Consider the following 21128-nt stretch of genomic DNA (forward strand, 5'->3'; position numbering starts at 1 on the left):
ACTATTTAACTGTTTTGAAAAGAAAGTGATAGATTGTATTTGTTTCAGGATTGATACCTAATTCAAATATTCCATTTGAGCTATTGAAAGCACCAGGTACTTTATAATTCACCCCTCCCTTAAAGAAGGCATCAGGCACACCCTTACCCGATTTCATAATATTTGTAATTGTATACGGAGAATTTATGTATGGTCGAGTGGCAAGATTATTCGCTACTGTCTTGGTAATCGTATATTCTCCTGCCTCTATTGCCTGCATTCCCCCCTTAGCGGCCAAACTACTATTTGCAACATTGGGCTTTGGTATTACGGCACTTGGCATAGCACTTGTTATAATCCTTGTTGCTGCCCTACTTGTTATCCAGCTTGCAGTTACGTCAACCAGCGTTGAAGTAGCTAACCAACGACCTTCCTCTACTGATGTAACGGCATAGGCTCTGTAGCTATTAAAATTAGCTCTCGCCAATGGATTCAAAGAGAAGCTCCAATGCTCCGGATCAGTTCCAGACATCCTGGCTGTCCAGCCAGTCTTAATTTTATACATTGTTTCAACATCTGCATCCTTTCGAAGCTGATCTTTTCGATCTTCTGGTAATAATGGGTACCCAGCATATTGTTCCAAGGAAATTTTCTCTCTTCGAATCTCATCTCTAAATTCCTGGAGATATTCTTGATTAAGATTAGAGAAATACGTCACAAATTCTTTTCCCAGGTTATTCAACGGAATCTTATCTATACTCATTAATTTTTCTTCAATGAAAGTATAGAGATGATCTCCATATTGATGAATTAAATTCTTACCTACGTTCCTGTAAATCTCACCTGCTACAACTGCAGTCCTATCGTTATTCCACAACCAAATAAATGCACCGCTTCCGTTAGTAAACCAATCATCTCCTAAAGGATCAGAAAAATTTGCCGGATTATTATTACTAAGATTATACGGTGAAATACCGGCGTACTTCTCTTCTGCAGGATCTACTTGCCACCATCTTCCTATCTGTGGATCAAGAGTACGATAAAATGCAGTATAAAGTTCCAGCTCAAATTCATCCAGTTTATCAATCCCATTAAACAACTGATTATTCTGCATTCTGTTCAGTGCCTTACTGGACAGGTTTCTTATCTGTAAACCAAATGGGTAATAACTGTCCTCCTGCAACAAAGGACCTGTAGTATGTTTTATAACAAGATTGTCAAAATATACATCTGACGGACTTTCATTGTTTAAATAAACATACAGATACCCATTCTTCGTGATATCTAAATGCCCGAGTAACGGGAGCACTTCGTCCGGCTGTTCCACCCGCCTGGCACCACCATTAACAAAATTAAGGTTTTCATCAAACAAAACATAGTTGAGATAAGCCTTTGGGACACTTGAAGAAGGGTTGTCCTCCTGTGTATTACTTATAAAGCTAGTAAAATTATCTTTATTTAATGTAACCCCACTGGCGATACTGGTCATCAAATTACCATGCCCGTTGGGAATTACGGTTACCGGTCCAAGGAGAACATTAATAAGTTGGTTTACAATTTCAGCCGGAGTCATATTGGCTGTATTATTCGCTGGGGAATTCTGTTGATAATAGTATAACGCTGATACGTCAATTTTATCACCTGCCATAACTTTCAGGACCTTACCGGTACCTATTCTTCTATCAACTACAGATCCATTAAGTTTAACATATCGTCTGTTAGTAACTCCCTGGTAATCATAGAATTTATGCCCCGATGGAATTACATCAATATTTACAGGGAAAGAAAACGTTTCTCTTTCTGGTATTATTGGCGTTGGTTGTGGATTATCTTCATGTGTAGCCCTATATAAAAGCTCATTTGTCTCCTCTGTCAATACCGTTCTTACATTCCCAAGATGATCTGATAAAAAATAATCGTAAACAAGTTTGCCGTTTGCATTTTTTCTTACCCGGCCAGCCGGGTGCGACATATACATTAATTCATTGTTCTTATACACCGCGTCCCCAATGTAAGTATATGTAGTAACAGTATTTCCGTCAGTAACAATTTTCTGCAAGATGACTCCTGTAGCATCATAAACGAATTCAACCGACCTGACAGTAGCTCCATCTACAGTGATTTTTTCAGGCTTATTTAACAAATAATTATTAATGACAGTTATGCCTTTGTTACGATCTTTAATCAGGCTACCCTCATCATTATAGTCATAGTCCAATGTTGTGACTCTACCGTTATAATTTTTAAAATCCCCAACTTTCTTATCTCCCTGGGCATCTGTTACTCCTTCTAATTTATTGCTCCATCCATTATTTCCATAGAAATATGTCAAGTCATCTATTGTACTTTTTATGTTTCCAGTTAATACTCCCTCCTGCTTTAATCTTTTTATGTTTCCATTCTCATCATATTGAGATATACCCGTAGAATAGTCAGCCAATGATGTATTCCAATTTCCACCGACATTCTGGGAATAATCAGCTTTTGAAAGCCTCTTTGCATTATCATAAGTATACCCATAAGCATGCATTTCATCAGGATTTCCTTTACGTCTCCAGGTAGTTCCTGATAATTCACCACTCAAATTTGTACGAGAGAATCCATTCTCAAAAGATAAATCTATACCAAAAAAATTACCTGCAGATTTATTGCTTACAAAATTACCATTAATAGCTTTTACACTTCCATCCAGTGCATAGCTCATATTTAATGTTTCAAGATTACCGATATTACTGGATTTTAGCTGTCCATAATCGCTATAGACATTAGATATAATTGTTTTTGTGACAGGAGTTGCCGTGTTATAAAGAGTATGATAGCTATTCAATGGATTACCTAATGCATCATACTCAGTTCGTAGTTGCCATTTTATTACAGGATCTGTTGTACTTGACGGGACACCTAAAACCTGATATAAAGAAAGTTGATTTCCTTTAAAATCGTATTGACCAGTAGTTATATTGGTCCCACCGGCAATATTCTCTGACAATGATTGTATGATTCTACCCTTTTCGTCATAGTAAACAGTAAAACTTAGCCACTTATCTTTGCCTAATACCTTTACTTTCATACCCGTTGCCTTACCATTGGCGTCCTGGGTTGGAATTACCGGCTCTGGATAAAGATTAGATCCCGCAGCAAGCACGAAGTCATTACTAAATGATTTCCTTCCGTCCCAGTTATAGTTATCATAGTAATAAACTATCAAAGGGTCATATCCAGTAATAGCAGGAACATAGCTATTAACAACAATATTCTCTATCCTATCAGCTGCAAAGGGATTAATCCCAGCTTCCATTATGCCCCCGGCAGGTGTTTCAAAACCGTCATTAAACAGAATCTCTTGTTTTGCCTCGTATACCCCTGGCATTTCATACTTATCAACATTCAGTATTGCAGGAACAGCATTCTTGTATGTAATTGTTTGACTGGCAATAGTCCATTGATTTACCATTGTTTGCAAACTCTCTCTTGTTGCATTAATATCTTTGTAAATCGCTTTCATCACGATTCGATCACGATTATCATAAATATTCAGTATCCATCCTCCTTGAATACCACCTTTTAAAGATGCATCCTGAAAGAAAACAATCCGATCTTTATTGTCGTAAACCAAAAGATCCGGGCTTTTACTTCCAGGTAAATTGTAAGAAATATTTCTTCCTTTTTCATCATAGAGATATTGGAAACCTAGCTCTGATAAAACGCGCTTTGATTCTGCATCCGAAAAATCCCACATATTCTTTGTGATGCAGTACTTAACAACTAGTGGAGGCAAAATATATCGAAGCTGACCAATTTCATCGTAAACATAACAGGTTCTTAACTGGCCATCTTCATTGTCGGCCTTCTCCTGTTCTGTCGTCATTATAAGTTTACCCTGCTTATCTATATAACTGGTCTTTTTTACCTGATGTTCATCGGTAGTAACTTTTACAACCAGCTGTCCGCTTTCGTAAACTACAGCACTTTTCGGCAATGAATTGTCACTGCTTTCAACTACCCATAAACGTACTTTATCTACTGCAGAATTAACCCGCGCCTCAACTTTTTTACCAATATTATTTCCTACCAATGCCTTACCTGGCAATTGGTTCATGATATAGCGAGGTTCTGGTGCGTCTTCTGCAATCCTTCTTTGATAAAAATAATCATCTCCGGTAAGTGCCTTATAAAAGGCCGGTTGTTTAACTGCAGCATCTGCCCTGAAAGCGCCATTATTAGTATTACTCTCAGTGTAATAAGAAAGATAGTTAGTGGGTACCTGTCCAAATTGATCATAAGAATTTACTGCCACCAGGTCTTTTCCGGAATAACTGGCTGCGACCGCAATACCTTGTACTATTCTTCCTAAACCATCTGCATAGCTTACAAGGCGCTGAACATCTCTCTGATTGTTGAGTGATTCAGCATCAGAAATAGTTTTAATACCAGGGCGAAAAAAAGTGGCCTTAACAACCTTATTGAAATTAGCAGTGGTAAATGAAGAATAATCAGCAATTGGAATATTCGGTGCTGATGCCTGTATATTTTTTTGCGCTGGAATATTAGGTTCAAGGTCATCCTTTATCAACAATTGCACCGTATTAGAATACCCCGATTGCAAATCAGAAATGCACTTTCTTCTGAAGTATGTAGTTTTGCTAACTGCAGGAGACTGATAATTAGGCGAAGTTGCACCACTAATCACTACCCAGTTAATTTCATCTTCAGATTTCTCCCATTTATAAGTATAGCTTTGAGAACCACCTGATGGAGTAGTACTATTAAAAGCTGAAGGGGAATTTTGCGAGGCAAGTTGTTGTGAAGCGCTAATTGTGCCAGCCTTTAATACAGGTATAGGATTTACAGATATAGTATTAGAATAGGCCGTTTCTATACCATCTGCAACAACTCTTCTAAAATAAACCTTGCTAATCAAATATCCGGATCCAGCACAATTCAGGCCTGATGCCACCAATATTTTCTCCCAGTTTATCCCATCTGAAGACTCTTGCCACTCATATTGATATTCATTACCTGCCGTAGTACCAATTCCAAACGAAGCTGGTTGAACGTTTATAAGTGAAGAATACTCAAACACATCACTCCCCTGAGAGCTTAGTGGGCCACTGATAGTACCTCCTACCAAGTGCTCTCCTATAGTGATTTCCCAACAATTATTATATGACACCCCCTCCACCTGATAATCAACAGATATAATGTAATGGTCTGGACGCGTAAAACGTATTTCAATAAATTTATCATCTGCGGCACCTCCATTGATAACATCGGCATATCCACTTACACTCCAATATGACCAATCCGGATTTTTACTAATTGGCAAAGTATAATACCCGGTTGTATTATCCATAAATCGCGGAAACTCAACAGTGCATTGTGCATGTAATTGACTTGAAAGTCCAATCGTACATACAATGATTAAAGCAATAAGGACTTTAATAATATTTTTCATTCAACAATACATTTAAGCTGCAATTGGCAATGTTATTTGTAAGAATATGAATAAGTCTGAATTATATTACGATCACAATCACGCACACATGTTGTCCTTCCTAATCCATCATACTCCGTGTATGTAGCCCGATTTTGCGCATCTATGATAGTAGTAACCCTATTGAGATCATTAAATGTCTGGGTTGTCATCATTGCATCTATGGGAATAAGTCGTAATTCATCAATTCGAGTGGTACCCGTTAATGACACAATAGTGGAGTTGGACACCACGACTGTAACCAAGGCCCAACCTCCTCTTGATATAACAGTAGTCTCGTTCCCTTTGACAGATGCGGTTACATTAACATTACCTCCCTGTTTCCAATAGGAAAGCAAATATTTCCTGGAGGCAGACAATCCTGCCTTTTCAATTTTGGTTACCATCGACAAATTCAGACATTGTGCACCACTTACAGTTTCCGTCACCACTTCAGCAACATTCTGACCTAAAGGAATAATATTCCAGTTTCCTTTAGCATATTTTTCAAAACTGCTATAGGCCACATCTGTTGCCCCCGCATTCAATATTTTTGCAATAACCACTTCCCCAGCATCGTCATAAATATTAGTTTCTGTATGATTATTGATTACTGTCTCCACAAGATCCCCATTATCATTATAAACCTTCTTATCTTTTAATGAAAAAAGAGACGTACTACGTAATAACTTTGTTCCATCAAAATTACCTGCAACATTTTTAGGTACTGCAGACTTACTATTTAATATATACGTTTCTTCAGGTTTAATCTCTCCTGTATTAACAACAATCATCTTTGCTATATTGACTGCCAACAGCTTCTCTTCATTATTGCTTAACTTCCATGTTTCAGTGCTCACAGGAACTGAAATTATGCCATTATCATTCATTACTTTTAAGGCGCCTTCAATATTATAGTCGTAAGGATAGTAAATACGGTCTTCCAGTTGTTCTCCTTGACTATTACTTGAAATAATTTTCTTAATATTTAGTTTATCATCATAAACATAATCAGTCCGGTATTCCATATAATTTGTACCGTCCTTATAATCTTTTCTAATTGTATAATTCAATTGAGGATGGCCTGCCAATGGGTAAAATTCTGTAATTGGTCCACCCCGTCTATACTCGTATTGATCATACCATCCTATTGGACAAGATACTGTGACCTTTACGTCAAAGTACGCTGAATAATTATCAGGGCTATTCAATTCGCGTACATTTGCACTATAATTATTATATTCATCAGTTATCAACTCATCACTCTTGTTATAGGTGCGCTTACGTTTCAGTAACCCATACAAACCTTGTGCATATCTTTTCTTCACTGTAAAAGGGGTAGTTGGATAAAGGATAGGAAAATCCTTATCATTTGTAAATTCATACACCTCTTTCCCTTTATTGTTGGTCTCTGTACCATTAAATACAGTTACCTGGCTATACTGTGCTGGTAAAGCATTCAGACGCTCTCCTTGAATAGAAGAAATTATTTTGTACTGGGATTCTACTTCATATGAATCAGGAGCAAAAAAATTATTGTATACGCACATTATCAGCGCAAATATGATTGAGGTAGCTATCTGATTACTTACAGATGCGCTTTTTGATTCAAGACTAGAATATAATTGTTTACCGGCCCTGGTAGTAGCAGAAGCCCAGGTATTCATAATATCCACAGCAACATTTCCCGCGCTATATGTTCCTTTTGTCGGAATCGTAGTAAAATTAGATACGTTGAACTCATAACTTGGTATTTCATACCCCCATCTGGAACTGACCCCACTGGCATTTGTATACTTATAGTCCCTGACAACATTTGGACTAGCATTTATCCCATCATTCCAGACAGTTTTCGCAACACGTAGCCCACCAGTAAATACCCTTGAAGAAGCAATCTGTGCATCGTTTAATTCATAAGTAAACTCCATATTTCCACCATCCGGATAGACTATCCTTTTTAAAACGCCCAGGCTAACTATACTGAGTTGATTAGAAGGTGTTTTTTTTGATGGGTTACAAATATCATTAAGGTTATTTATCAAATTATTCTCATATACTCCTGGGCCAGCCCAGGGAAGGAAATAACTTCCTGTAAAATACCCCCATTGATCAGTAGTACCTTCACATCGGCCAGGCACTCCTAAGAAGCCATTAAAATATTCAAAGCTGTAAGGCCGTTCTTGTAAGTTATCTTTTCCAAAGCGTTGCACTTTATCCAATATTAAACGTGCCTTTGACAATTCTTCAGCAGGGAAGTTATAATCGTAATTCCTTAAATTCAATCCGGAGAAATATTTATACGAAAAGGTAAATCCGGTATTCTCCATACCATTCTTAATAACTACTAAACGTTCAAGAGGTGTACTTCCCGGTAAATCTTTTCTTTCAACTGCCGCATAAGTAAATTTCACTTTTGTTGCATCAGGAAGTATCATTTCCTTTAATCTGTTCACTGTACCAACTATCTTACTATCCGTTTTTGTAAGTGTTTCATCACCCACACCTCTGCCAGACAAAGTAATAGTCCGGCTGGCATGTATGGCACTTAAAAACTGTACGTTATATGATTCATAATTAAACTTTATGGATTTTCTTGTCAATGGATCATATATTTCCGTTAGGTTCCATTTACTTACTACAGAATAGTTACTCTCAATAATCCCTTGTTTGGTGTAATAATAAGGCAGGGTAAAAGTAGAATTAGCCAATTTCCGGACTCCACCTTGGTAAGTTAGAATTTTTGAAGTCTCCTTACTGCTAAAAATATATTTCACACCTGATTCATCTGTGATTATAAACTTACTGATCCTGGTGGTAATTTTCTGCCCGGTCAAGTCCTCTTCTACTTTCTCAATTTTAAGTTTTGAATCATCCGCTATGTAAAATCTATTCCCATACCCGCCAATAACAAAAGATCCCGATCGGTTGTTGAACTGGAATATGAATTCATCTTGCTGTCGATCAACGATTGATTGTGCACTGAATCTATAGTTGGACAGTAATCCTATGGCCATTGGAGTGAATCCTATGCCTTCCGGAAAAACAGAAGACGTTTCCCGGGAAGTTTTGTATAAATTCCCCGTAGCATACAACACCCCATCATACATCCCTCCCATTTGATCATCAGGCTGGTCTTTTACAATTCTTGTAATGCTTCCACCACCACTAAGTAGCCATCCCAATCCAACGTCACCGGCCATCTGGTTTACTTTAACACCAGATCCCGCTTCGTAAATAAGAGAAAGACTAGCAGCCAAACGATTTCCATCGGAATAATTGAACATTGGAAGGCTAACTTCCGCACTACCGGTAACGAAATTTACCTGTGCCGAAGATCGCACAACAAAAAGAGTCAAAAGAAAGCATAATAAGTTACTTCCTCTTTTAAGTGAGAGCTTTACTTGCATAGATATTATGAACTTTTTTTTAAAATTCAATTGAGGAGGGTTCCAGTTCTGGTTTAAGAAAAGATTCATAGGTAATACTCTGAGTACAGGCATATAATACTTACCAAAAAACAAAACAGGTCAACATGCTTACAATGCCTCCAGTTCTCTCAAGACATTGACTTAAACTACCAGCTTTAGAACAGCCATATTGGATCAGAAATTGGTCAATAAAACAACAATATTTATTTCATCAGGGAATAAAAGTTAACATCTCATAAAAATTAAATGGATAGATATTTTATTTAGATTTAATCCTACGCGATTAATTCTTAAACCAGGTTATGACCCTAAAAGTAATAATAATTTTATTAAAAAAAACAGTATTATCTAACTAAAATTAAGGAAATAAAAAAAAAGAGCGCAAAACAGCCCCTGCGCTTGCCTCAATCTTGGATGCGGTAAATTAGAGATTTTGGTCCTTTTAATTATGGCGAATTCGCCATAATTAAAATTAGGGTTGTAAACGGTTTCCCAAATCCCCAGATATTCTACCGTATTTCTGTTACGAAGCCAATCTGAAATAAAGAAATCTCCATCTTTAGCTTTCAACATATCAGTAAGCGAGATGTATTCCTGTTCTTTGTCTATAATTATTGTGATTTCTTTGCCCTCAACCTGTATCTTTTTATTTTTTGCCATAATTCTGATTTTAGTTATAAACCTTGGACACTAATTTACAGAACTTTTAATTCCATCGAATTTGATGGAATTAATATCAAGTCTTTTCTCGGAAATAGACTAAAGCAACGAAGCACCTACGAAGAGGGAAATATGGATGGCGAGATAACCATTTATTATTCGACAGGAAGAATAATAATACCCTATTTACCTGGGATAGAATGAAGTAAAAGCCGAAGCCAGGAATAAAGCTAGTAATTTAATTGTAACAAAATATATTACAATTAAAAAATCTTCTTACCTTTGTTACCAATATGAACAACACAAAGTTTGCAACGGTTATACATATCCTGACCATTTTAGCCAAAAGCCCAGGCGAATGGTTAAGCTCGGACTGGATTGCGGGCAGTATCCAAATTAACCCGGTTATTGTCCGAAAAGAGCTGAGTGCGTTACAGGATCAAGGATGGGTAATCAGCCGAAAGGGAAAAGAAGGGGGCTACATGTTACTTGTTCCGAGTAAAGAAATCAGCTTGGCAGACATCTACAAGACCGTAAAAAAATTGGATGTGCTGGGGAAAAAGAACCTCAACCCTAATCCGAAATGCCCTATTGGAAAGGATATCAATAAGGAGCTGGAAGACCTGTTTATGGAAATCGATGAAAGCGTATTCAACGCCCTCCAGCACCGGACCTTGGAAAGTTTTGTGAAGCAGTTCATTTAAAAAATTTGAACATTAATGTAACAAGTTTTATTACAAATATAAATACAAATTATTATGAAAATTGGAATTACTGGAGCTACGGGACAACTAGGTCGTTTGGTAGTAGAAAAATTAAAACAAAGAGTGAATGCGAAAGATCTGGTAGCGTTGGTGCGTTCACCTGAAAAAGCTATTGACCTAAGAATTGAAGCACGTAAATTCGATTACACAAAATCGGGAGCGTTAGCCGATGCTTTACAAGGGATCGATCACCTTTTGCTGATTTCGGGAAGCGAAGTTGGTCAGCGCGCAGCTCAACACAAAAATATAATCAAGGCCGCCCAGCAGGCTCATGTCAAGTGGATCGTTTACACCAGCCTGCTCCATGCTGACACCTCCTCATTAAGCTTGGCTGCGGAGCATTTAGAAACGGAAGCATTGCTCAATGCTTCGGGTATTCCTCATACCATTCTAAGAAATGGATGGTATACAGAAAACTATACAGGTTCTGTACCGGGTGCAGTAGAGGCCGGTGCACTCACAGGTAGTGCAGGTGAGGGCAAGATATCCTCAGCTACACGTGAAGAGTATGCCGAAGCTGCTGCGGTAGTATTGACCAGCGAAGGGCATCAGGGAAAAGTGTACGAGCTGGCGGGCGATGTGGCCTATACGCTAAAAGATCTCGCACTGGAGATATCTAAACAGACAGGGAAAGACATTCCGTATCACAACCTGTCCGAAGAGGAGTATGCAGGTGTATTGAAATCGTTAGGTTTACCTGAAGGACTTGCTCAAGCCATTGCCGGTTGGGATATTGGGGCATCAAAAGATGACCTGTTCGATGATAACAAGGTACTCTCGAAATTGATCGGCCGCCCAACCACAGTTTTGGCTGATACCATTAAGAAAGCGTTGGATTCATAAAATGAAGAAAGGAAAATGAATACATTTCCAAAATATAAAAACACAGATTCAGGTCTTCTTATTTTACGCATTGCCACTGGTGGATTGATGCTTTTCCATGGTGTGCGTAAACTGATTCACTGACATGACTTCATCAAAAGCATGCTGACCGATGTAGTTAGACGGATTTCGGAAAGTTAATGTGATAGAGGATTTAGTTCATCGAATACTACCACGAATGCTTTTACCGCCTGCAAAACAGCCAGGATGGCTGCTGGTTTTGGTAATTCGCCTATCCAGATCAGATCTGCTAATCCCAATGTATATCCAGGTGTTAGACTTGTCCATTGATCTTCGAGTTGACTAAATAATGGAGAGTCCTGAAGGCGCTGCCCCTGCCAGGCTCCGTCCATTGTTCGGTTGGCCTCATCATCTTTAAGTGCATTGGCTAAAATGCCCATATTCTCTTGAATCAATATCTTCCCAACTAGTGGTGGGTAATGGAATAGTTGATGTAAATCATAAAAGTGCCGTATTTTTTCCAACAAGATGGCGGTCCCCTCGTAAGACAGCCTATTGATAGACAATAATTTTTCAAAGAAAGTCCTTTCCAGGGAAAGTACTTTTATTGAGACTGGAGAGAGTTCATACTGCAGAATCAGCGCCTCATTTCCTGTCTCGCTGAAAAATTGGGTGATATATGATTCAATGGGAATTACGTTATATGGTACCGGATCAGTGAAACAGTTAATCTCAATGAGGATATAATCTTTTACAACACCGTAATCTGCATCTTCAATTAATTTATCATAGGAATAAACAGTAGCTCTCATACGCCCCATCTTCTTTTCAGCGACGTGTCCTGCAACATTGGTTATTCCCTGCGTGATGTTCTCTGTCACGTCTTTTAAGAGTGCCTTTAATTGGCTTCCGGTATAATCACCTGGAGAAAGAATAGCCAGATCAATATCTTCTGAAAAACGGGCTATACATTGATAGGCTTTTGACAGAGAGGTACCTCCTTTAAAAATTATGTTGTCGGCATACACAGAACGTGACAAATTTTTCAACACATAGGTCACCCAGTAATCTTTCTCAATAAATACAGGGCGCATTTGAAAGTACTGGGCAGTAGCTTCGATAGCTTCCTTGAACATTTGTTTATCCTGGTGTAGCGTCATTTAAAATACCATTTGGCTTTATTAGGTAAAATACTTTCCTGTATATCTAAACGGTAGCGGGTCATTGGATTGAGTGAGTTACTAAGCTTGTCTGTGGCCTGCGTGGGGAAGTAATATTCTATAACAGCGCCCAATAGTGCCCTGGTAGACGGTGGATAATTCATTGCCAATTGAACCATCCGCTTTATTTGCAGATCCTGAAAACCTTTGATTTTATTTACAAGTACAGGAATTGCTTTTGATGGGGAAGTATCAGGAATCCTTTTAATGTCAGTAAAAGCATCCAATAACTGCAATAAAGAGATATCTGCTGTCTTGATTTTAAAGGCCCTGATGACAAATTTTATTTTGTATCCTTTTAATTCTTTCAGCGGCAGACGACTATTACGGGCAATGGTGATCACATTGGAGAGCTGCGTAGTAAGCCCCAAACGATTGTATAGACCAGTGCCGGTCAGGTATCCTGTACTTTCATTTCCTTTTTGGGTTAGTGTTTTAATAACTTCAGCTTCAGATGGGCGTAAGGTGCCAAACCGAGTGGTTACCGGTTTATAATATTTCCCCTTCCCTACTCTTACAAGTTTGCCAGCACGGGTTAACCGGCTTAAAACCTGGGCCAGGGCCTGTTCCTCGTCCGGACCTCCAGAGAAATACCGATACGTAAATACCTCTCCCAATGGGATGGAAGCGACTTTACGCTTTACTTTATTTGATATGGTTTGTTGCTTTATCATTTGCTTACTAAGATAAAAGTAAGAAAATTCAGGCAATTGTCAAGTTTTTAGCGTAATAAACTTGACAAAAAACAAAATAAAACTATGATTATCAATATATTAAAAGACAGTAATCATGGAATAATTATTGAAAGAACTACATTAATACGTAAGATCAGATGCTTAGTCACTAAATAGTTAAAAAGCGGAATATATTTAAAAGCAGAACCGGCCAAATAGACCAGATAGAAAGGAAAAAATAGATGACCTTCACGACTACTGATGGCGGCATCAGTTCCCCTATCAAGGTCTGTATTTCCTTAATAGAACTTTAGACTTTAACAGCTGCTTTTTCGTAAAGAAATGTATTCGCTCATGATACAGCATCCAACCTCCGACAGCGCCCATTGCACTTCCGATTAATATATCCAAAAACCTTATTGCTATCAGATGATCAGGGTGTCCCATTAAACTTATATTAGGTTCCGCAAGGAATATGGTTAACATGGAAATAAAAACAACAGCTATCCCATAATTTCTCACAACAAGAAATTCGACGATCGTTTGAAGGATCAAAATACTTATACATATTCCTAATGTAGTAATGTTCATTTGCAAGATGAACCAGGTTAAGCCAAGACCGATAAAAGTACCTAATACCCTTTGTGCTGCTCTCATCCAGATGTGTTTGGCAGTTACTCCCTGCATGACCGCCATACAGGAAATGGGTACCCAATAGGGATTTTCAAGTTTTAGTAAAATGGCTGTCAGCAACGCCAATCCTACCATGACACCAAAAATTATCGATTCTGTCATGTTTATATAGGTGTTTTTCTGTAAAACCATTACATCAGGCTTGTTAGTGGCTTCCCGTAAGACAAGGATACTGTAAAACAATGCTATCATACAGGCAATCATTACGCCAATGGAAAAATTTCCGATGCTGCTGGCTATATCTGTCCGGTTGTGGGGAAGCGATATTGCTATCGAAGCTACCATAATGAAGAAAAAGTTTCCCGGTGGACGGGTCAGCTCAAGCCGATTCAGCGAATAGTGCACGCCGAAAGTATATAACGCCAACATCAAGGGAGTCAACCACGCACTAAATGAAAAAACTACACCTATGGCAAACGAGAAAATAAAGCCGAATCCGCAAACCATCAGAATCATCATGCGATTAACCAGCCTGTTGGATTGAATATACAGAATGACCAATGCCCCGATTGATGCGAGTTTCCCTGCATTCATATCATCATACAAAAGGCCTAGTAATAATGGAATGGCGACACAAAATCCTGCTACAACCGGAAGATGCCAGGCCCGGTCTGTTTTATTGAATTTGAATAGTTGCTTCCACATACGATACAGCAAATTAAATAAAAGATCGCAGCTAAAAGCACGCTTGTTACGTTTCCGAATAATCCCATCAGGAGATCGTCACAGGAGATTCGAGCCCTAGATAATCCCAAACGACGCATAGAAATACCAAAATAATTTTATCCGGACTATCTGATTAGCGGCGCCATGGCGGGTACTCCGATAGTCCGGATTTTTTAACACGACGTTTTATGGCTCCGGCACTTTGTTCAGGTTCATCTCTATTTTATCTTCCTGCAACGTTCCTGAAAAATGGTAGCTACCCGGCTTGCCTGCAGGCAGAAACGTACCTGCAAAGCCGGCTTTAAAGTCCCGTGGGAATCGCCAGTTTACGTTGATACTGTCTGTGGCCTTGTTAAAGTGGTAGGTGCCGATATAGCGGCTCTTATAATGATTAAATTCCAGGACCAGGTCATCCTGCAAATCCATATAGACGGTAGTCAATACACTGTCTTTAACGCTTTGCGCTGCTACCGGTTTTCCATTCACTTTCAGATCCGATACGGTATACTTCCCGGTGAACTGCGGATGCCTGTCCGGGAACCGATGGACAGCCAGCAACGCCAACGGTATCAGCACTACAGCCGCCCGAAGCCATTGCTTCGTATATTTTGTCGTATCCGGCAACGATACCAGGTGAATAGTTTTAAAGAAAAAGTTAACCAGGCTGGTGTAAGACTGCATCAGTAAATATATCACGCAGGCAAAGAGAATAAGCGCGTGTGCCAGCACACCCGGATGCAGCTGGTAAAAAATATCTATCAGAATAATATTGAGCAGCACAGGCACCATAATGATGAGGCCAAGGAGCCTGGTACGGGCGAATAAAAGCAGATAGGCGCTGGAGATCTGGGACACAGCAATCGCTACTGTAAAAGGATAAGACCTCCTGAAATAGGCCCAGGTCAGCGTTTCACTGTCAAGACTGCCGAACGGCAGATCCAGTACACCAAGTGGCACCACCATTTGCAGGTGAAAGATCTTATGCCAGCCAAAGGCCGAAAAATCATAAGCCAGTGTGTACAGCAGTAACCCATGCAAAAAGGAAAGGGTAACAAGGCTGTTGCCCTTTCCTTTTCTTTCGCGGCGGTGCCAGATGAAGGCATATTCCAGGCAACCAAACACCAGCAATAACGCCAATGCCCAGATCACTATCATGGGCATCCAGCCATCAGCAGACAGGCTCAGCAAACGACGTAAGACGGCACCACTCAGTAATCCGGCCAGCAAACAAACCAACAACTTTTTAGAGAACTTTACTTTTTCCATAGCATATTTATTTTGAGCAATAATAGCCATGGAAAAATGTTTCAATGCCCGTCTGTATCCGTCCGAACCTGTAATTGCTGGTATTGCCTGGGCGACATACCAGTTATTTTCCTGAAGGCGGTGTTAAAAGTAGTTTTTGCATTAAAGCCTGCTTCAAATGCAATTCCCAGTATACTCAGGTGACTACATTCCTCCGCATGCAACAACATTTTTGCCTTTTCTACGCGATAGTGATTTATATATTGATAAAAGTTCTGACCATATCCCTTATTTAAAAGCCAGGACAATTCATGAATAGAAATGTTCATTTGCTTTGCCAGTCCGGGCAATGTGAGATCGCTATCCCGGTATACCTGCTCCTGCTCCATCAGGCAGGCTAACTTTTCTTTCAGGTGTTCCAATTCCCGGGGTTGCAGTCGCGGAGCAACAGGCGCCACAGTCAACACTTTCCTGAGTGCCGCCCGGTCGTTTTCCGTATAATCGAAGACTTCCCGCTGCTGCAAAGCGGCATAAGCAACCAGGTATACGGCGATGCAATAACCTATACCCGCAACGGGTATTATCGCAGTGCTGATCTGCCATACCTGGTTATACCATAACAATATCATGGCGGCAATACCTCCCAACAACCATTGCAGCCATTTCAGGCTGATCACATGGGTATTGCCGGTAAATTGTCTCAGCTCCCGCTGGTGCCTCCAAAGCAGCCAGAAAGATAACAACCAGTAGAGCAGCATTTGCAGTTTCAAGCCAATTCCAACAACAGCCCCCATAAATGGCGGCATGTAAGCACTTCCTCCCATCAGCAAAGGAAGAAATAAAACTGTGGGCAGAAAATGCCAGCTCTCTTTCCTTACCGGCCCGGGTGTAATGGCCGTAAAATACCGCACACTAAGATACAGCGAAGGCGCCATTGCAAAACGCACAGTTTCTGTGAGGGGTACCAGGTAAGAATAGCGTTTATCCAACCCCGTATGTTCTGCAATATAGGCCAACAAAGCACCTCCGGCACAAAGGAAAAATGCGCCCAGCCAACGGTTCGCGATGGTATTTGTTTTAGTTGCATCGCTCAGTAATACAAACGACAACAGGCAGATACTACCGCAGGCAAAATAGTAGAATACCACTTTTAGTTTTGGAGTATAAGATGATAAAAAGTTGTTTTTCCATAAAAGCGGGCAGCCAATTCATGGTCCACCAGGCTATATTAATATTTCAGAAAGCCAGCAACAATCTCCTCCTTCAATCCTGCATAAATACAAAACTCTGCCACCGTCACAAATTCTCCTTTCTTTTTGCCATTGGCTTTACGGATCTGCTGCAGCATTTTCCGGGCGGTACGCTCACTCCTACCGGTAATATTCTGGATGTCTTTTGCATAAATCACTATGCGATTAGGTACTAATATGTGCAAATTCGGCATAATCGGAATGGAAATTTTGCAGGGTTAAAATGCCGGCTTAGTTTGGTGTGGTTAAATGCAAATTTATAACATTCTGCGCAGATGTGAGCCTAACGGGGCTGGCTATGTGAAAGCCCTTTTTTATTATCTAAAATTATTTTCCAATGGCAAGACAAAACGGAATAATTCCTTTGAAAGGAACAATTGGCAATATCACCTTTTATAAAACAAAGGTCGGTCACCTCGCCCGTGAGAAAGGTGGTGTTGATGGCAACCGTATCGCTACAGATCCGGCGTTTATACGTACCCGTGAAAATGGTGCAGAGTTTGGCCGTGCCGGTAAGGCGGGGAAAGTGCTGCGGGCCGCCTTCCGGGCAATGCTGTTAAACACCCGGGATAGTTACATGGCAGCGCGGTTGGTTCGTGAGATGATGAAGGTCATCAAGGCAGATGCCACCAATGTACGGGGGCAACGCAACATTATCGATGGTGAAGCCGAGTTGCTGAACGGGTTTGAATTCAATAGCAATGCACGTTTAGAAGGCTCGTTTTATGCACCTTTCACGGCTACAATTGATCGTGCTGCCGGCATGCTTACGGTAGACGTTCCAGCTTTCATTCCTGTTAATATGGTGGCAGCACCAGCTGGAGCCACACATTTTAAAATTGTGGCCGCTGGCGCTGAGATAGATTTCGAAGCGGAAACGTTTATCAATGGAAATGCTGCGACTCCTGAAACGGCTACTAATGCAGCGACAGCTGATGTTGCAAGTCTGGCGATAAATGTTACGGCAAACAGTACAAAACCATTGTTCCTGGCTTTGGGCATCGTGTTTTACCAGCAAGTAAACGGTGTGCTGTATAGCATCAAGAACGGCGCTTACAATGCACTGGCGTTGGTTGCTGTTTCAGGTGTTGCAACGGCGCCATAGTTCTTCTATGGCATTGAACGACACCATATTTTTTAACATCTAAAAGTAAAGTGTATGAAAATAGCGCAACGTCTTACATCATCTACGCCGCCTTTTTTTAGCAAGGTCCGAAATATAGGCTTGATCCTGACAGCCATCAGCGGCGCCCTTTTGGGGGTACCGGTACTCCCCGTTATAGTTGCCAAAATTGCCGGTTACCTGGCGGTTGCTGGTACTGTAATGGCGGGAGTAAGTCAGGCGGCAGTAGATAATAAGAGCGGTTCATCCGCTAAGAAATAGTTCTTCCGGCTAAAGGTGTGGTTACCTTACGGATTGTTTGGTGTAAAAGCCCTCTGCCAGATAGCAGAGGGCTTTTTTATCCAATCAGGGATTGTAGCTTTGCTTTTGTACTAAAGGCTTCAATGACTGCAATCACGTGAGCTTTATCTTCTGCTAATAAACTGTCAAATTGCTTTAACTGTATAGGAATGTCGTTTGAATCAGTACTGCCTTTAGGAATTCCATTGATAAGATGATCCAAAGAAACATTTAAGGCTTTAGCCATTTTAGAAGCGACATCTATGGATGGTGTTATTGTATCCCTTTCATACTTGCTTACAATATCCCCACTGGTACCTATATGATCCCCTAGTTCTGTCTGCTTCATTTTTTTCTGTTTCCGCAAAATAGTTAGGCGTTCTCCAAAAGTCATAGTATTCTATTGATTTATAAAAAATTCAATTCTCTTAAATCTAGGAATAAGAAACAACATAACAATTGAATTAAATATTTATTTAATGCAAAATAGAGTTATAACACTAATCTAGAACCATCAAAACTTGACAATTTAAAGACATAAAACTCCAATAAAAGAGCGATAATACTTGTTTAACAATAGAATTATAGCTATATTTATAGCACAATAATACTAATTATGAAAAGCATAAAGAAAACGAGAAACTTAACCGTAAAGTATGTTTATCAGGAACGTGCTTACAATTCAAAAGCATTACCCCTCATATCTCTAGCGGGGCTTTGGTTGCAAAACGCTGGTTTCGAAATCGGAGATAACATAGCTGTTTCCGTAGAACGTAATAAGCTGGTGATAAAGATTGCCACTAAGGCTCCCAAACAAGAAGAATATGAAGAATATATGGAAGACTAAACAACATTCTGTTAACCCTACAACGGGCATCCTACCAAACTTCCCCAAGGGCAGGACCTTATAACCCAAACACATATTTTATGAACTCCAAAAAACACAATCGCCAGCAGATGGCGTTCGAGCAATCTTTGTCTAAATTATTCCCTCTTTTACCCTTATCGGAAAATGAATTGCATGATAGCTATACCAGGCTATGCAACTTCCCGATTTACATAAAGGAATGTTTATCCCGTGAATTGGGCTGGACGAAGGAAGAATTTTTTCAAAGGGTACTGCCACCACTCGCTGGTTATAATCATAAAGGGCTTAATGAGGCAGAAACAATAATAGTTCGGGCTGTTATTAAAGCCCGGCTTAAAATGTTTACCCAATACCTGGAAGATGCGCCAGAATTAGTATGCTCACTACGGAACAGCAGCAACCAGTGTTTTGGAGGTGGCGCAACCAACGAACAACGGGCAGACCGTCTTTAACCCTCTCTCTTAATCCAATTTCCTTTATAATTTTATGATACATGTATATACTGACACCTCAGTAGTGGGAGGTTGTTTTGATAAAGAGTTTAAAGAACACAGCCTGGCGCTTTTTGAAGAGTTCAAAAGGGGAGCAAAAAAACTGATTTTATCCGACCTGGTCAAAATGGAGCTTGAATTAGCTAGCAGAGAGGTTAATGAAAAGCCCGATGAAGTACCAAGGCGGTATAAAATTGAAATTAAAAGCACACTAAAAGCCTCGAAGCTGGCTGCAACTTATATAGCAGAAGGTGCACTAAGCAACAAATGTTATAATGATGCTCTACATATTGCACTCGCTACGCTTCACAGTGCTGACATACTTGCCAGTTGGAATTTTAAGCATATTGTAAACCTTGACCGGATAAAGTTATATAATTCCATTAATTTGCAGATGGGTTACAGGGTAATTGAAATCAGAACACCAAGAGAAATTTTAAAACCAAACGACCATGAAAAAAGGTAAAAAGTACGATGCAGTGGCCGAGGTGAGAAAAATCAGGGAAGAGTTAAGCCTGAAATATTGGGGGCATCCTGATTTGTTATTAAAAGACCTTAAAGCTGTAAGAGAAAGATATAGTCAGCGACTAAAGGACGCGAGAAACCATTAATTACATAGCTGCATTCTCTCTATAATGAAACTCCAGATAGCGCAGTAAACAATCAATTCTTAGAATTTAAAAAGAATACCGGCTGAAATCGATGGTGTGCCGGCCTGCACTACTATGCAACTATGCGTAGTTATAAGGTGCTGCGCCAAAAACATCATCGATACTGCCGGCTTCCTATATCGGTCAGGTGGCATGTGAGTAGGCACTATCGTATTGATCAGCAAGAACGTCATACGAATCTTTCAGTAAAAGCGGTTAACGTCCGGGAGAATAGATGATGCGTTACAGTTGCTGGGACTATGATCTACTGCCGATCGAAGTGATAATGCTGAGCCTATTTTCTACCGATGCCCGCATCATTTGTTCTCGCGGACGCCGCAAGATAGTGCAAAGCTGATCAGGGTACCGGCGCTGGTGTTCGCGCGCCTGATTCTCCCGCTAAATAGCGTTACTGTCGCCCTACTGCCATTCCGCCCCGGCCATTGCGCACGTACTGCGCCTAAAGCGCAGCGGAAAGGGCAAGCTAAGTAAGAGCCGCAGCTGGCGCCTTTGAACTTTATCTAGCCGGGAGCGCAGCGGATGGCAAAATCAAAGATGGAAGGCCACAGCGAACAAAATGGACAGCGAAGGGATGCCAGCTATAAAAACCACCTTGCTGGTGATAGCCCTAGCCAGACCGGAGCTGGCCGAACGGAGGCAGAAGGAGCACATAAAGCGTGACAGGATGGAGCGCAGCGGAGCCCTGGCGCGATTTATGCCCACTGAAGCCGCAGTGTGCCCCTTGAACCTTCATTTAATGACAGATCAAAAAGTAGTAAAGGACACCAAACACTGGAGTCTTTTCATACATTCCCCTATATA

18 protein-coding genes are annotated in these 21128 nt (G+C 40.2%); 8 read left to right on the forward strand and 10 right to left on the reverse strand.

Annotated features, from left to right (window positions below; genetic code table 11):
• Position 1: 1 nt before the first annotated feature.
• The 3 genes from ABQ275_RS11155 to ABQ275_RS11165 all read right to left on the reverse strand — a co-directional run bounded on the left by ABQ275_RS11155 (position 2) and on the right by ABQ275_RS11165 (position 9540).
• Positions 2 to 5434, reverse strand: a complete 5433-nt coding sequence (locus tag ABQ275_RS11155; protein WP_349318383.1) for a DUF6443 domain-containing protein — start codon at positions 5432 to 5434, stop codon at positions 2 to 4.
• Positions 5435 to 5466: 32 nt separating this feature from the next.
• A complete protein-coding gene (locus ABQ275_RS11160) occupies positions 5467 to 8859 on the reverse strand; it encodes an RHS repeat domain-containing protein (protein WP_349318384.1) in 3393 nt (1130 codons plus the stop codon).
• Between the two features lie 369 nt (positions 8860 to 9228).
• Complete coding sequence (locus ABQ275_RS11165) at positions 9229 to 9540, reverse strand: KilA-N domain-containing protein (RefSeq protein ID WP_349318385.1); 312 nt, start codon at positions 9538 to 9540, stop codon at positions 9229 to 9231.
• Positions 9541 to 9833: 293 nt separating this feature from the next.
• On the opposite strand from ABQ275_RS11165, the gene ABQ275_RS11170 reads away from it, so the two are divergent.
• Together ABQ275_RS11170 and ABQ275_RS11175 are read left to right on the forward strand one after the other, a co-directional pair.
• Positions 9834 to 10244 (forward strand): Rrf2 family transcriptional regulator, encoded by a 411-nt coding sequence (locus ABQ275_RS11170; RefSeq protein WP_349318386.1) that lies wholly within the window; start codon positions 9834 to 9836, stop codon positions 10242 to 10244.
• Between the two features lie 54 nt (positions 10245 to 10298).
• The gene (locus ABQ275_RS11175; protein ID WP_349318387.1) at positions 10299 to 11147 is read left to right on the forward strand and encodes an SDR family oxidoreductase; all 849 of its coding nucleotides are present in this window, start codon (positions 10299 to 10301) and stop codon (positions 11145 to 11147) included.
• Between the two features lie 176 nt (positions 11148 to 11323).
• On the opposite strand, the gene ABQ275_RS11180 is transcribed toward ABQ275_RS11175, so the two are convergent.
• From ABQ275_RS11180 to ABQ275_RS11205, 6 genes are all read right to left on the reverse strand, one after another.
• A complete protein-coding gene (locus tag ABQ275_RS11180; RefSeq protein WP_349318388.1) occupies positions 11324 to 12307 on the reverse strand; it encodes a nucleotidyl transferase AbiEii/AbiGii toxin family protein in 984 nt (327 codons plus the stop codon).
• Positions 12304 to 13041 (reverse strand): DUF6088 family protein, encoded by a 738-nt coding sequence (locus tag ABQ275_RS11185; RefSeq protein ID WP_349318389.1) that lies wholly within the window; start codon positions 13039 to 13041, stop codon positions 12304 to 12306. Before ABQ275_RS11185 ends, ABQ275_RS11180 begins: the two co-directional genes overlap by 4 nt.
• Before the next feature lie 282 nt (positions 13042 to 13323).
• Positions 13324 to 14379: an FUSC family protein gene (locus ABQ275_RS11190; RefSeq protein WP_349318390.1), complete on the reverse strand. Its 1056-nt coding sequence runs from the start codon at positions 14377 to 14379 to the stop codon at positions 13324 to 13326.
• A gap of 207 nt (positions 14380 to 14586) precedes the next feature.
• Positions 14587 to 15666: a hypothetical protein gene (locus ABQ275_RS11195; RefSeq protein ID WP_349318391.1), complete on the reverse strand. Its 1080-nt coding sequence runs from the start codon at positions 15664 to 15666 to the stop codon at positions 14587 to 14589.
• 41 nt (positions 15667 to 15707) lie between these two features.
• Positions 15708 to 16793 carry an AraC family transcriptional regulator gene (locus tag ABQ275_RS11200; RefSeq protein WP_349318392.1) on the reverse strand — a complete coding sequence of 362 codons (1086 nt, stop codon included), beginning with the start codon at positions 16791 to 16793 and terminating at the stop codon, positions 15708 to 15710.
• 80 nt (positions 16794 to 16873) lie between these two features.
• Positions 16874 to 17089 (reverse strand): hypothetical protein, encoded by a 216-nt coding sequence (locus ABQ275_RS11205; protein ID WP_349318393.1) that lies wholly within the window; start codon positions 17087 to 17089, stop codon positions 16874 to 16876.
• A gap of 143 nt (positions 17090 to 17232) precedes the next feature.
• Here ABQ275_RS11205 and ABQ275_RS11210 point away from each other — a divergent pair, with 143 nt between their 5' ends.
• Both ABQ275_RS11210 and ABQ275_RS11215 read left to right on the forward strand, forming a co-directional pair.
• Positions 17233 to 18000, forward strand: coding sequence for a hypothetical protein (locus ABQ275_RS11210; RefSeq protein ID WP_349318394.1), 768 nt, complete (start codon positions 17233 to 17235; stop codon positions 17998 to 18000).
• Positions 18001 to 18054: 54 nt separating this feature from the next.
• Complete coding sequence (locus ABQ275_RS11215; RefSeq protein WP_349318395.1) at positions 18055 to 18279, forward strand: hypothetical protein; 225 nt, start codon at positions 18055 to 18057, stop codon at positions 18277 to 18279.
• Between the two features lie 76 nt (positions 18280 to 18355).
• Here ABQ275_RS11215 and ABQ275_RS11220 read toward each other — a convergent pair whose 3' ends face one another.
• A complete protein-coding gene (locus ABQ275_RS11220) occupies positions 18356 to 18691 on the reverse strand; it encodes a helix-turn-helix transcriptional regulator (protein WP_349318396.1) in 336 nt (111 codons plus the stop codon).
• 222 nt (positions 18692 to 18913) lie between these two features.
• On the opposite strand from ABQ275_RS11220, the gene ABQ275_RS11225 reads away from it, so the two are divergent.
• The 4 genes from ABQ275_RS11225 (at position 18914) to ABQ275_RS11240 (ending at position 20267) form a co-directional block, all read left to right on the forward strand.
• Positions 18914 to 19144, forward strand: a complete 231-nt coding sequence (locus ABQ275_RS11225) for a SymE family type I addiction module toxin (protein WP_349318397.1) — start codon at positions 18914 to 18916, stop codon at positions 19142 to 19144.
• An 80-nt stretch (positions 19145 to 19224) separates the two neighbouring features.
• Positions 19225 to 19617, forward strand: a complete 393-nt coding sequence (locus ABQ275_RS11230) for a hypothetical protein (RefSeq protein ID WP_349318398.1) — start codon at positions 19225 to 19227, stop codon at positions 19615 to 19617.
• Positions 19618 to 19651: 34 nt separating this feature from the next.
• Positions 19652 to 20122 carry a hypothetical protein gene (locus tag ABQ275_RS11235; RefSeq protein ID WP_349318399.1) on the forward strand — a complete coding sequence of 157 codons (471 nt, stop codon included), beginning with the start codon at positions 19652 to 19654 and terminating at the stop codon, positions 20120 to 20122.
• Positions 20109 to 20267 carry a hypothetical protein gene (locus tag ABQ275_RS11240; RefSeq protein WP_349318400.1) on the forward strand — a complete coding sequence of 53 codons (159 nt, stop codon included), beginning with the start codon at positions 20109 to 20111 and terminating at the stop codon, positions 20265 to 20267. The genes ABQ275_RS11235 and ABQ275_RS11240 overlap by 14 nt, the downstream gene beginning before the upstream one ends.
• The last annotated feature ends 861 nt before the right edge of the window (positions 20268 to 21128 follow it).

This window comes from Chitinophaga sp. MM2321 (assembly GCF_964033635.1).
In the GTDB taxonomy this organism is placed as follows: Bacteria; Bacteroidota; Bacteroidia; order Chitinophagales; family Chitinophagaceae; genus Chitinophaga.